The organism is Bdellovibrio sp. HCB185ZH, assembly GCF_047302455.1.
Classification (GTDB): domain Bacteria; phylum Bdellovibrionota; class Bdellovibrionia; order Bdellovibrionales; family Bdellovibrionaceae; genus Bdellovibrio.
In genome coordinates, this window is record NZ_CP178624.1 from 2,679,241 (window position 1) to 2,691,376 (window position 12,136).

Below are 12,136 nucleotides of genomic sequence, written 5' to 3' on the forward strand. Positions count from 1 at the left end.
AAGCTCAATCTATATTTTAGGCAGTATCTTTTCTGAATTAACTCCTCGAATACGATTATATGCTGGTAGGGTTCCAAATTGCGACTGGTGTTTAGAGAGCCAGTAGCTTTCATATTCTATTTCAGAAGTTTTGTTGTTAAGTATGCTAAATTCAATTTTTGTAAAATCCCAATCTTTCCTCTCATAGGAACTTTTTCGGTCTCCAATGTTACCTCTTCCCACGTAAACGATTTCGTTTGAGGCATTTCGATACCTGTAAATCCCTGAACCATTTTGAATTTTAGCGGATCTTTCAACTGAGTGCTCAAATGCTGGAGTCAAGGACGACATCCATTTATTTTGGTATTTAGAAATTGAAAACGTTCTGTCGCGAACGTCGAGAGATGTAGCAATTTTGTAAAGCCACTTCTCAGATTTTAACATAGAGGTGCATTGAATTAATTTTCCGTTTTTGCTTTTCGAGACTCCGCCCCCATCTGCACATACAGTATATGCACCCGCTACGAATCGATCTTTAGAGTGTATTTCTAAACTGATACGATAGCTTTCTCTGTCTAGATAAATGGATACTTGGGTGCCGGTTTTAAGTCCGATCATTTTTGCGAAGTGGGAATGAATTGCGATTCCGTGTCGTCGGATCGAGATTGTGCTTCTTTCTTCCCGCAAATTTTTTTTTGGATTCAAATATTTTTTCATAAAACCCTTTCATTTTAAAGTTTCAAGCATGTAGTAGGAGTTTCTTGTTTTAAAAATTATTTTATCCTCCTCGACGAAAATAGAAGTGATTTCTGAAGTTGAAACCTCCCTATATTTTTTGGAAGGGTCGAGCGGTTCTGAATATATCGTGAATCTATAAGTAACCGTCGGAGGCGCATAAAAAAACCCGATGATCTCGTTAGATCTTAACATGCTTTCGTTATCTGAGATTTTCGTTAACTTCCCAGTTTTTTTGTAAAGCTTAAGCATGATTATCCTTTTTTACTGATTTGCATTTCCTCGGAGTCGAAAGATAATGCGCAAAAAGTGTTTGCTAGCTACCGTACCCAGAGCGTCCGATGCAAGAAGAATTGATTTGAGCAGCTGCCGACTGCCCTTCGAAAATGAGCTTAAATATTGCTGAATAATGACATGCAAATGTTTGAATTTATTTGGATAGAAAACAGAGGTTTACAATATGGATTATATTGTAATGTTTTTTGATAAAAGTAAGATGTTTACATCACTTAGCTGTGCAAAGTTAATTCGCGATAAATAAGTTGTATGCGCTTTTGCGTTGCGAAATGCAAAAGCGGTCCGTTAAATGAGTTATCACTCTTTAGTGATCGAGGTGATTTTCCTGTAACAGATATTCTTAATGGTCATTTTTTTACCTACAAACCTTCCTAACCTTGGGCCACCGCAACCTTTTTTGTTTCATAACCAGCAAAAAGGCCCATTAGGGTAGTGTATGCCATGTCATCAATTTTAGTTCCTGCGATGAGGCTACCGCTGGATGTGCCTTCGAAGATGTTGTGCAAACGAATCGTCCCACCAGTCTGGATTAGGCCATCAATCAATAAGTGAGTTGTGATACCTGCGCCAATTCCAAATACCAAGAGATTCAGACACTGTTGAATTTCTTTTGATAAGCCAAGTGCTTCCGGTTTGTCTTTTAGACGTTCATCGGAGCGTTCAAGAACTCTCAATAGTAGTGTTGCAGTTACCTTAATAGTCAGAAAGGGGATGGCGCTATGGGAAAGAAAGCTGCGATGTGCACCGGGGCCCCAAAGTTTGAAATCCATATCTGGTAGTTCATTTCCACCATAAAAACTTATTCCTAGTATAGAGGCATATAAAGCTAACTTTAATAAGTAAGCACCCTTCTCTTCATCTGTTTCAATTTTTTGATAGTCCAATACAATTTGATCTGAAAACCCAATAATATTTGATCTAATTTGCTTTAGTGCTTGAGGTGTTTCTTCTAGAGTCTCCTGAAGACTATTTTTGGTATGCCTCGCTGCTTGTGCTATATCGGAAGTAAGTGTTGAGACGGCGGCATCTATTCCGTTGCTTTCGGCTTTTCCCTTAATATTAGTAAAGTAAGAGGCAACCTTTCCACCAAAATTCTTTGCGCCCGTTGCTAAATCTTTTGTGGAATTCCAACTAGGTTTTAAGTCCTTTTGAAGAATATCTGCATATAAGAGATCGCGTTCCATTTTGAGGACGAACCAAGTAGCTTCTCCGACAGTTCTTAAGGTAATGAGATCGGGTGTTGTTTTTAAAAGTGATTGCAGAATCAATAGTTGCTCATTTGACTTTTCATTTGTGCTCATGCCCGTCTTATCGGATCAAACTCAAAACAATTTACTCAAACTCCAATTAAACGCCCTTCTGATCATCTGGATTCTCGTCCAGTCTTAAGCCTTCAAATCAAAATTAAATCCACTCCACAGAACTCGTACCCCATTGACATGGGATTAACGCTGATCTAAACCCTTCTCCTATACCGAGACTGGGGTTCAATTCCCCCCGCCTCCACCATTTTTGGATTTATCTAAGACGAACTACGTCCTCAAGAGTGCGAAGCTCTAATTATTATCTATCCATTCTTTAAAGTTACTGAGCGTCTCTTTGCTCGCGCCATCTTCGAGAAAGTCAGTAATATCAGATAGCTTTCTTTCACGAAGTGACTTTCTCCAGGCCTCATCTGCTTCATGCATGACTGCCGCAATTCCGCAGAGTTTTGAAAACTTTCGATCCGATTTGGCAAGGCATGGATTGTTTCGGCGAATCTCATTGCATTTGAAGGTCTTAGTTTTTCCTTCAACGGCCTCGACAATATCGAGAAAAGAAATTTTGTTGGGAGGCTTCGCGAGACAATACCCCCCATATGGACCCATAGTTGTTTTCACGAGACCAGCTTGTGACAACATTTGCAGGCACTTCGACAGATATTCCTTCGGCACGCCGTGAAAATCTGCAAGCGCTTTTGAATTGAGGAGCTTACCATCCGGAGCGCTCCCCAAAATCATCATACAGTGCAGTGCCCACTCCACTTGATTGCCTAAAATCATGAAAGATTCGCCTTTCCCAATCCCAATACTTGGTCCCTTGCTCCGGGAACTGATCTGAATGTTGCTGCGAATCGGTTGAACAGATTGATGAAAGCAATCTGCATATTCAGATCAACGATCTCTTGATCGCTGAAATGCTGCTTCATCTTCTGAAACAACTCTTCAGAGACAGGTCCCTGGCTGATCAAAGTAACAGCCTTCGTCCACTCGAAAGCCGCTTTTTCTTTATCAGTAAAGAGTGGCGACTCTTCCCAGATTGGCACATGGTAAATTCTCAATTCGCGCTCTCCGGCAATTTTAGCTTCCTTACAATGGATGTCGACGCAAAACGCGCAGCCGTTAATTTGTGACGCGTAGATCTGAACCAACCGCAGGATCGTAGGATCTACAGAACTTTTTTTGCAGTACTGATCGACGGCTAGAAGGTGTTGAAATGCCGGCATTGCGAGTGAGAAGTAGTCAAGACGTTGCATAGTGTGAACTCCGATTTAAGGTTTACTAGGATCATCATTCTAATATTCTATCTCAGATAATTATTATCCGAGATAGATCGTTAGTCAAGTCTACTGGGTCCATTTGTAAGGGAATGGGGTAGGCCATCGAAATTACTAGCCTTCGAGCCTCTATTTTTGAGACGTTTTAGTCCGCCGGCACTTCTTAAGGGACGGCTACAGGCCGCTATTTTGCTTAATGATCTTTCCAACGGAAGCCGGGTACCAAGTACCTGTTCCAGCAGGACTCGGCACTTTATGTTCATTGAGCGAAGCCGCGATCTTGGCGCTGCTCCAGCCTGACCTCTTCTTCTTCAGCATCCATTCGATAACCTTCTGTTGTCGAACGTGCGACACTCTTCCGGTTTTCAGCAGCTTTGTTCCGTAAGGAACCCATCCGCCTTTGTGCGTTTGCTTCGTGAGTCCGAAGTTCTCCAGAGCGTCATTTATCGTGGAATGGGAGCAGCCAATGAGGACGGCGATTTGGCGCGCAGACAGCTTTTCGACGTGATATTTCTGCGTGAGGAACGCCTTGTTTGTGAAGAGAGGCAGCGTGCAAATACTTGAATGCAAACGTAAATTCAATGAGGATGCATTGTTCTTCTTAGGTGAGAGGGACTCCACCAATTTAAAAATAGAAAACCACCCATTCGGGTGGTTTTTTATTTTTATCTTGCTGAATGCTCGGGGAATTTAACTCATACAAGTTCGCTACCGCGAACGGGGTTCGCAAAAAGGCCACGATGGCCTTTTTGCGGTCACGAAGTCAGGGCGAAGCCCCGAAGCCCAGGATGGGCTGAGCCCATTCCCCCCGCCGTGATCTTACGTTTGCTCCTCAATACCCAGTTTGATAAAGCTCGAGCGCGTTGATGAAGGCGTTGTTGACTCTTCCCTGGAAGTCGATTTTGAGATTCGGAGTTTTGGTGATGACGTGCACGTAGCGACGGATCACCGTGTTTTTTCCTCCAAGCGCGATCGCATCGAATTTTGGAAGTATCGGCACTGAGACAGTGGACGAACCATTTGGGAAGCTCATCGCAACATCAAACACACGGTCACCCTTCGCGCTAAAAGCAGTTGAGTTTTCGGCAAAGAACAGACCGACGCGATAGACTCCTGCTACCACCGGTAATTTGTAGCTGAAGTTCCAGCCGTAGCGCGAGTCGGTATAGAGAGCCGATAGCGAGGTGCCTTCTGTTTTCACGTTTCCGTAGTCATACGGCGATCCACCTACAAAATATTTGTCGGGCGTAAAGTTAGATGTATTGGATTGATCCATTTGGCCTGCATTGATCGCGTAGGATGGTGCACCCGCGGCTTTTGTTACCGCTACGCGATTGGTGATTCCGAATTGTTTAAGGATTCGGGCGCGCGAAATACTCCACGGAATAGTTCTAGAGAAGCTGTGGCCTTGCCCTTCATAAAGCACGAGTTCGGCGTCACGTCCTCTGTTCCAAAGAGTATTTGCGAGGCTCGTCGAGTGAATCGCATCGACCTGAGTGTCTTGCGTTCCGTGAATGATCAAGAACGCTGCTGAGTTCGAATCGACGTGATTTCTTAACGACGCATCTTGAAAAATCGGCATAGTTTTTTCGTTGCGCGGCTGACCGACCCAACCTACAGCACAATCGGTACCGGTAGTTTGTGTCAGGGTGAAATCGGTGCGACCAAACCAATCCACTACGAGTTGAACTCGGCCCGAGTATTTATCAATATTACCTTTGCGATCCTCCGAGGCCTCAACACCCAACACTGCAGCGAGATAGGCGCCGGCGGACTCGCCGTGAGTGACGATCTTGTTGGGATCGATCTGAAAGCGCGCCGAATTCTTGCGAATGAATCGCAAAGCCTGTTTGACGTCGGTGACCCCCGCCGGATACTTCGCAACTTGTGCCAATCGATAGCCGACACTGAAAACCGTGAACCCATCGTCAGCAAGGGCCTTAACAACGCCGTTGATACTTGCTTTACTGCCGCTATTATAGCAGCCACCGTGTGTGAAGATTAGCGCCGGACGTAGAGCTGTGCCGGGCTTAGAGGGACGATAGACGTCCATCTTAAGACTCGTTCCATTAATATAGTCGTATTCGACATCTGTCTCGGCGACGTAGGCCTCAGCCGCCACTGATGTCACTAATCCGCCCATCAATACACTCAGTGGAAGGAGAAGCTGCGAACGCAACTTCAACTGGAACGATTTCTTAATCATACTGACCCCCGTATATAGCCTGTTTGGAGATGTCTCACTTCGATTCGTATCTCCGTCACTCGACTTGGGTAGACATTGCAAACACCTCGCCACGAATTCAGGTCGTAGGTTTGAGCTCAGAGCCAACTTGTGGGGCGACTGCAGAACATTTGTTCATGTCGTGAACTCGTCCCCGCAGTAAGCACCGGTTTCGAGTTTGAATTATAGAATTTTGTCTGTAATTTGATAAGTCGTTGAAATTCTCGTCACACCGATCTGGAGTGGCGTTGGAGTCATTCAATAGGCGGGCAGTTACTCACACACACTCTTGCAAAATATCAACAGCCTCATCGATTGCCTTGCGATCGATGGTCAATGCGGGGAATAGACTAAATCCATTTTCCCCCTCCGAGATTAACAGGCCCTTGTTTTTTGCGTGATCGACGATTTTTTCACCATAGTCTTCGTCTTTGAAGCCCACGCCGATGGCCAGGCCTTTCATTCGAATTGTTGGCGATGACTTGAAATTCAGGGTGGAGATTTGATCGACTAAATAATTCCCCATCTCCCTGATATTTGTTTTCAAAAAATCTTCGTTTCTTTCAATGTAGTCCAATGTTGCTAAAGCAGCTTCCACGCTGCGGGGATGCCGACCGTAAGTGGAATAGTAACTGTCCTCTTCGCTCAATGCTTCCGCAACCTCGCCAGTTGCAAGCATCGCACCCATGGGAGCAAATCCCCCGGTTATCGCTTTACCTAAGCACAAGATATCAGGCTCGATATCGAAGTGTTCCGTTCCAAAAAGTTTGCCTGTTCGCCAAAAGCCCGTTGCTACCTCATCGATGATCAATAACGTTCCGTGCTTTCGACAGGACGCTTGAAGCATTGTCATGAAAACTTGATCTGGAATCATCACACCACGATTGCAAATGATGGGCTCCATTATTACCGCGGCAATGTCTCGTTTGCTCAGTCTTTTTTCGACTCGTTCGGCTGATTGTTCATCCAAAGGTGGCTTGATACGATAGGCGCTTAAATGATTGCGGTACCACTTTCCTAAATCTGGAGAGCCAATACTCAGCGCCGCCAGTGAATCTCCGTGGTAAGCATCCTCGAGGGAGATAATTTTTGATCGTTCCGTAAAACGCATCGCTGCCTGTAAAGCGAGTTCAACCGATTCGGTTCCCCCAGTACTGCGAAAACTTTTTTTCAGTCTTCCGGGGGCGACTCTCGCCAGGCGTTGGGCAAGCTCGGTCCATGGCTTGTAGATATAGTCGGGTGAAACATAGTCGGGACCATCGAATTTCTGTACTCGTGTTTTTATTTCTAGGTTGTTCCAGCCAAAATTACCAACACACCAACCCATTGTAAGGTCGAGATACTTTTTACCATTTTGGTTGTAGATGTAATTGCCATTTTGTCTTCTCACTTCGAATTTTTCAGGATCCGAAGCGCGACCTAAATATTTTTTATCGATGGTTTCTGTTTTTATGAAGAAACGATATCAGCGGCTGGATGAAGATACATGTAAAAGGTGTGTGTATCGCTGCACTCGAGAAGGGGAAGAAAATGCCAGGGGTCATGATGTTTGAAAAAAAAGCCACCCGACGGGGGTGGCTTTTTTATTTAGCAGTTTTCTAGAATCTAGAAAACGGCGTACACATTTAGATTGTAACTTATGTTCTCATAAGAGAACGCTCTGGAATCGGCACTCAAAAGGGAACCGCTACCATTCTCTAAATTAGTATCACTCATCAACGCTGGGTTGATATAGAAAGCGCCATAGTAAAGATTCAAACCCACTTCGTGTGAACCGATGTTCCCCATATCTGGCTCCCAGTTCCCGCGTTGTGCTTGGCTGGCTTTTTCTGAAACCGTGTAAGCATAGTATGGCTGGATGTGGTCGTTCATCGTATAGATGAAGTAGGGCGCCGCTTTCACTTGATAGTATTCAGCATCAGCACCCACCGTCGTGTTTGGGTTTTTGCTGCTATTGAATTGCACGCGAGGAGACACCAACGCCGCAAAAGTGAACTTAGGATTTGCAACCCATTCAAAATAGTTATCAAGGCGCAGACGACCCAACTCGTGATTTTCTTGAGCAACTGCATCCGTCGGAGCATAGTATCTTAGATCAATAAGACCAAAACTTGATCCCATCCATTTAGTCGGGCGAAGAGCCGCACGTAAAACTGTTTCACCCATTGCAGTCAAAGAGTCTTGGTGAAGTTTTGAATCGCGAGCGCCAAGGTTTACACGGCTGGAAGCGATTTGTACGTGCTGACGAAGTTCCAACTCCCACGTTTTTGAAGGAGCATAGCGAACACCGGCAAAGTTGTTAGAAATGATCGCACCAGAATCTGAATTACGGTGATCACCTTCATAAGTGAAGGTCTCTGAACCCAATGTTAGATGCCATGGAGTTTCGATTTTTGGAGCTGTTGCCGTGATGCTTGCTTCCGCAGCTGGTGCAGAAGAAGACTCTGCTGGCTTTGAAAGTTTAGTTGTTGAAGTTGATGCATCTTGTGCGAAGCCTTGTGCACAAAGCAAAGTCACGATCGCGAAAAGTACTGTCTTCATTCTTCCCCCCCGAAATGTAGATGGGAAGATAATTTCAAGAAGTACTTCACCCGTCAAAGTAAATAAGCGAGCTTTTATAACAATTGTGAAAGTAACGCGGAGATTCTATTGCAGGATCAGAAGACGACGAGGGGATATCAAGCAAGTACTCTCACCTCTAGTGAAAACACCCAAACTTTTTATCTTAACTGCAGTAACAATGATGGCATTTGCGGCCAATTCTGTGCTCTGTCGACTTGCTTTGGTTGATTCCCAAAACAATCCCATCGGCTTTACTCTGGTCAGACTTTTTTCGGGAGCACTCGTTCTTGTTTTCTTTCTGTTCAAATTTCGAAAATTAGAAGTGTCTCCCTCTAAGGGGTTGCAATATCTCGCCCCACTTTTTCTGTTTTCCTACGCGCTATTTTTTTCTTTGGCCTATGTGCAAATTAGCGTCGGCACAGGTGCGCTGATTCTTTTTGGAAGTGTCCAGCTGACTATGATTTCGGCTTCCTTGTTTAACAATCAACGAATGACTTTGTGGCAGTGGAGTGGCGCTGGATTTGCGATGTTAGGATTGGTTTATTTGTTATTGCCAGGCATCCACATGCCGCCACTTCACGCGGCTGCCTTTATGGCCGTGGCTGGAATGTCGTGGGGTTTTTATTCTCTGATTGGGCAAAAGAACAGAAATCCGATCTATGCGACTGCCAGAAATTTTGTGATGACGTCTCCGCTGGTGGTTTTGTTGGCAATTATCTTTCCGATAAACCTAACCCCACAGGGATGGACGCTTGCCATTCTGTCGGGAGCAGTCACTTCCGGGTTTGGTTATGTTCTCTGGTATCTGGTATTGAAAGATTTGGTGACAAGCACCGCCGCTATCGTGCAATTAAGCGTTCCCGCGATCACGGCTTTCGGGGGAATTCTGTTCCTGGGGGAGAGTCTTCATCAGAGGCTGGTGATTTCCAGCCTCCTGATTTTTTGTGGAATCATTCTAAAGGTGAAGGCGGTTCCTAAGAAAACCTGATGGCTAGCCTTGTTCAAAAGCTTTCTGCAAAGTCTTAAGATCGAGCTTCTTCATTTTCCACATCGCGTGCATCACGGCTTCTTTTTTCTTTTTATTCTTACTGGTATTCCATTTGTCAAAATCAGCTGGAGTCACCTGCCAGCGCACACCGTATTTATCGACAACCCATCCGCATTCAACTTCTTTGCCTCCGCCAGAGGAAAGTTTTTTCCAGTAGGTATCGATCTCGCGCTGAGTTTTGCAAGGTATGACAAATGATATGGATTCGTTGAAGGGCATTTTCGTATAACCATTCAGAAGCATGATTTTTTGTCCAAGGATTGTCAGATGCATCGTCAGGACAGAGCCCTCTTTGACTCCCATGGGATTGCTGCCCCAGTAAGCGGTCTTACCAATCTTTGTTCCCTTGAAAACTGACTTATAGAATTTTGCCATCTCTGTGGCTTTGTCATCGGACCAGATGCAGGCGTATACTTTAAGCATGATGATTTTCTCCTGTTTTGTAAGTGTACGTTGCGGGACAATCATGTGCTAGTATCTGACTATATTTGATGGCATTCAGCAGCCGGAATTGGGGAGATGATGAAAAATTATATCTTAGTCTTGTTAGTTTTCATTCTTGCGTCTTGCGCTCATAGCGAGAACGTTCGCGAAAATAAGGACAAAGAGAAAGCGCCCGTTTTTCAAAGCGGCACAGTCAAGGTCAATGGCACTGACATTTACTATGAAATGTATGGAGCCGGCGAACCACTTGTGCTTCTTCATGGTGGCGGATCAGATATCCAAGTGAGTTTCGGTCGAGGTATTTCCACACTAGCAAAACACTACCGTGTGATTGCATTTGATGAACAAGGTCATGGAAAGTCACCAGCGTCGACGCGGGCTTTCGGATTTGAAAACACGGCAAAAGATATTGCTGAAGCCTTAAAACAGCTGAACGTGCAAAAAGCAAAATTCATCGGATTCAGTAATGGTGCGACCACGGGGATGTACATCGCTATTCTTTATCCAGATCTGATGAGCAAGATGGTTTTAGGTTCAGGACTGTACAGTCGCAAAGGAGCTCCGCCTCAGTTCTGGGAATCTATGAATAAGGCAACACTTGCCTCGATGCCAAAAGAATTGCAGGACGCTTACTTGAAAACATCACCACGTCCCCAGGATCTGATTAAGATGTTTGAGTATGACTCCACTCGTATGCAGAAATTCAAAGACATTCCCGAGAAATCTATTCGCTCTGTTAAAATTCCTGTGTTGATTATGCAAACTGATCAGGACGTCGCGACTTTAGAACACGGCGTGCACGTAACTAGATTGTTACCTCAAGGAAGATTTGCCGTTTTGCCAGGACCCCATGATAACTTTATCGGAAGTGTATCCCAGGATTCTCCGGCGATGGCACAGGCAAGTCTTAATATCATGTTGGAATTTTTGAAATAACGGATTCATCTGGGAGATTTTATGGCAGCGGATAAAAATACGAATGAAGTTGAAGTGATAAAGAAATTTTATACGGCTTTAAATCATAATCAAATTCCCGACGTTCTTAAGCTGATGGATCCGCAAATTGTGCGTGTTGAATTTGAAGGAACTCCTATGGGTGGGTCTTATCGTGGTTTCGAGGAAATGCGCGAACATTTTATCAAAGGTCGATCGACATGGGCAGAAGGAGCTTGTGAACCCGAAAAGATTGTTCCTGTCGGAAACAAGATTGTTGTACACGTTCATGTCAGAGTGAGACTTAAAGATAAAACCGACTGGATCGACGGTCGCGTTGCTGACGCGTTTGCGTTTAAGAATGGCAAAATCAGCGAGTTTCGATCTTTTGAAAAATCAGAAGATGCGATGAAATGGGCGGAGTTATGAATGATGCCTCCGGAGTTTTTCGCAAACAAAGTTTAGAATTGCTTCGTGCCGCGATGGCCGCTCGAGAGTCAGAAGTGGTTGGAGCGATCAGAGCTGTCATGACTTCCGTTGACAACGCCAGCGCAATTCCTAAGGAAGAAATCGCTCAGATGGATCCCTCTTTGACCGAAGTCCCCCGTAAGGCCGTCACCAAAGAAAAGATCGCAGACATTATAAGAAGTGAGATGGACATGCGCCGAAATGCCAAAGCAGAATACGAGCGCCTTGGTCGCCTCGATGAAGCTGAGAAGTTTCGCCTCAGTCTGGCAACTCTTGAGGAATTGTTGAAGTTTGTTATCTAATTGAGATATCCTTAACCCATGACAGATATTTTGTATGTGGTTCTTCTTATTATCGGGGCCCTGCTGATATACTTCCGCCCGCTGGCAAAAACTTTCGGCATACCGATTTATTGGGAGATTGGCGCAGGTTCTTTAGCGATTGTCGCTTTTGCTATTCACATGATGGTGACTTACGTCATTCAAGCTGAAATCGAAGAAAGTCTTGCGAAACAACCCTGTGGTTCATCAAGCCCACAAGGTCAATGCTATAACCTGGATCGTTCTGTCTGCGAAGCCGCTTGGAATAGTGTTGATCAAGGTTGCAAGGATGAAGCAGCTCCTGTTTTAAAGGAGCGCCCGGGTGCCTTGATCGGTCCGATTGTAAATCGCTGCAAGGCTCGCCGAATGGATAAAGTGTTACGCTTTAACCGAATCAAGGCCGACACAAGGTTGTGCCGGGCTTACTTTGATTATATCGATAGTCCACACTAGATCGCGAGCTGAGCTTTTTTAGCAGTTCAGCGCCGCGAGCAATTCCTTGGCGGAAAAGGTTCAGACCTGAAAATCCTGCGAGCAATAGTATTATTAAATGTTCACCGGTTAAATCCACCTGAACCTCCTTTCCTCCG

At 44.9% G+C, this 12,136-nt stretch carries 14 protein-coding genes; 5 read left to right on the forward strand and 9 right to left on the reverse strand.

What is annotated here, in order from left to right:
* Positions 1–9: 9 nt before the first annotated feature.
* The 8 genes from ACLSU7_RS13090 to ACLSU7_RS13125 form a co-directional block, all read right to left on the reverse strand.
* On the reverse strand, positions 10–696 hold the full coding sequence (locus ACLSU7_RS13090) for a hypothetical protein (protein WP_413292335.1): 687 nt from the start codon (positions 694–696) through the stop codon (positions 10–12).
* A gap of 686 nt (positions 697–1,382) precedes the next feature.
* Positions 1,383–2,312 carry a hypothetical protein gene (locus ACLSU7_RS13095; RefSeq protein WP_413292336.1) on the reverse strand — a complete coding sequence of 310 codons (930 nt, stop codon included), beginning with the start codon at positions 2,310–2,312 and terminating at the stop codon, positions 1,383–1,385.
* 255 nt (positions 2,313–2,567) lie between these two features.
* Positions 2,568–3,053 carry an Rrf2 family transcriptional regulator gene (locus ACLSU7_RS13100; RefSeq protein ID WP_413292337.1) on the reverse strand — a complete coding sequence of 162 codons (486 nt, stop codon included), beginning with the start codon at positions 3,051–3,053 and terminating at the stop codon, positions 2,568–2,570.
* On the reverse strand, positions 3,050–3,526 hold the full coding sequence (locus ACLSU7_RS13105) for a carboxymuconolactone decarboxylase family protein (RefSeq protein ID WP_413292338.1): 477 nt from the start codon (positions 3,524–3,526) through the stop codon (positions 3,050–3,052). The genes ACLSU7_RS13100 and ACLSU7_RS13105 overlap by 4 nt, the downstream gene beginning before the upstream one ends.
* Positions 3,527–3,721: 195 nt before the next feature.
* Positions 3,722–4,117 (reverse strand): recombinase family protein, encoded by a 396-nt coding sequence (locus ACLSU7_RS13110; protein WP_413292339.1) that lies wholly within the window; start codon positions 4,115–4,117, stop codon positions 3,722–3,724.
* Between the two features lie 262 nt (positions 4,118–4,379).
* Positions 4,380–5,753: an alpha/beta hydrolase fold domain-containing protein gene (locus ACLSU7_RS13115; RefSeq protein ID WP_413292340.1), complete on the reverse strand. Its 1,374-nt coding sequence runs from the start codon at positions 5,751–5,753 to the stop codon at positions 4,380–4,382.
* 295 nt (positions 5,754–6,048) lie between these two features.
* Positions 6,049–7,161, reverse strand: coding sequence for an aspartate aminotransferase family protein (locus ACLSU7_RS13120; protein WP_413292341.1), 1,113 nt, complete (start codon positions 7,159–7,161; stop codon positions 6,049–6,051).
* 215 nt (positions 7,162–7,376) lie between these two features.
* Positions 7,377–8,312 carry a hypothetical protein gene (locus ACLSU7_RS13125; RefSeq protein ID WP_413292342.1) on the reverse strand — a complete coding sequence of 312 codons (936 nt, stop codon included), beginning with the start codon at positions 8,310–8,312 and terminating at the stop codon, positions 7,377–7,379.
* Between the two features lie 202 nt (positions 8,313–8,514).
* Here ACLSU7_RS13125 and ACLSU7_RS13130 point away from each other — a divergent pair, with 202 nt between their 5' ends.
* Positions 8,515–9,321: a DMT family transporter gene (locus ACLSU7_RS13130; RefSeq protein ID WP_413295415.1), complete on the forward strand. Its 807-nt coding sequence runs from the start codon at positions 8,515–8,517 to the stop codon at positions 9,319–9,321.
* 3 nt (positions 9,322–9,324) lie between these two features.
* On the opposite strand, the gene ACLSU7_RS13135 is transcribed toward ACLSU7_RS13130, so the two are convergent.
* A complete protein-coding gene (locus tag ACLSU7_RS13135; RefSeq protein WP_413292343.1) occupies positions 9,325–9,804 on the reverse strand; it encodes a VOC family protein in 480 nt (159 codons plus the stop codon).
* A 96-nt stretch (positions 9,805–9,900) separates the two neighbouring features.
* Here ACLSU7_RS13135 and ACLSU7_RS13140 point away from each other — a divergent pair, with 96 nt between their 5' ends.
* The 4 genes from ACLSU7_RS13140 to ACLSU7_RS13155 are packed head-to-tail and all read left to right on the forward strand — an operon-like array spanning position 9,901 to position 11,999.
* On the forward strand, positions 9,901–10,761 hold the full coding sequence (locus ACLSU7_RS13140; RefSeq protein WP_413292344.1) for an alpha/beta fold hydrolase: 861 nt from the start codon (positions 9,901–9,903) through the stop codon (positions 10,759–10,761).
* 21 nt (positions 10,762–10,782) lie between these two features.
* Entirely contained in the window at positions 10,783–11,187 is a 405-nt protein-coding gene (locus tag ACLSU7_RS13145) for a nuclear transport factor 2 family protein (protein ID WP_413292345.1), read from the forward strand.
* On the forward strand, positions 11,172–11,528 hold the full coding sequence (locus ACLSU7_RS13150) for a hypothetical protein (protein ID WP_413292346.1): 357 nt from the start codon (positions 11,172–11,174) through the stop codon (positions 11,526–11,528). The genes ACLSU7_RS13145 and ACLSU7_RS13150 overlap by 16 nt, the downstream gene beginning before the upstream one ends.
* An 18-nt stretch (positions 11,529–11,546) precedes the next feature.
* Positions 11,547–11,999, forward strand: a complete 453-nt coding sequence (locus ACLSU7_RS13155; protein ID WP_413292347.1) for a hypothetical protein — start codon at positions 11,547–11,549, stop codon at positions 11,997–11,999.
* The last annotated feature ends 137 nt before the right edge of the window (positions 12,000–12,136 follow it).

Coding starts and splice junctions, on each gene's coding strand:
- ACLSU7_RS13090 (WP_413292335.1), bottom strand. CDS start 696: ATGAAAAAATATTTGAATCCAAAAAAAAATTTGCGGGAAGAAAGAAGC.
- ACLSU7_RS13095 (WP_413292336.1), bottom strand. CDS start 2,312: ATGAGCACAAATGAAAAGTCAAATGAGCAACTATTGATTCTGCAATCA.
- ACLSU7_RS13100 (WP_413292337.1), bottom strand. CDS start 3,053: ATGATTTTAGGCAATCAAGTGGAGTGGGCACTGCACTGTATGATGATT.
- ACLSU7_RS13105 (WP_413292338.1), bottom strand. CDS start 3,526: ATGCAACGTCTTGACTACTTCTCACTCGCAATGCCGGCATTTCAACAC.
- ACLSU7_RS13115 (WP_413292340.1), bottom strand. CDS start 5,753: ATGATTAAGAAATCGTTCCAGTTGAAGTTGCGTTCGCAGCTTCTCCTT.
- ACLSU7_RS13125 (WP_413292342.1), bottom strand. CDS start 8,312: ATGAAGACAGTACTTTTCGCGATCGTGACTTTGCTTTGTGCACAAGGC.
- ACLSU7_RS13130 (WP_413295415.1), top strand. CDS start 8,515: ATGGCATTTGCGGCCAATTCTGTGCTCTGTCGACTTGCTTTGGTTGAT.
- ACLSU7_RS13135 (WP_413292343.1), bottom strand. CDS start 9,804: ATGCTTAAAGTATACGCCTGCATCTGGTCCGATGACAAAGCCACAGAG.
- ACLSU7_RS13140 (WP_413292344.1), top strand. CDS start 9,901: ATGATGAAAAATTATATCTTAGTCTTGTTAGTTTTCATTCTTGCGTCT.
- ACLSU7_RS13145 (WP_413292345.1), top strand. CDS start 10,783: ATGGCAGCGGATAAAAATACGAATGAAGTTGAAGTGATAAAGAAATTT.
- ACLSU7_RS13150 (WP_413292346.1), top strand. CDS start 11,172: ATGGGCGGAGTTATGAATGATGCCTCCGGAGTTTTTCGCAAACAAAGT.
- ACLSU7_RS13155 (WP_413292347.1), top strand. CDS start 11,547: ATGACAGATATTTTGTATGTGGTTCTTCTTATTATCGGGGCCCTGCTG.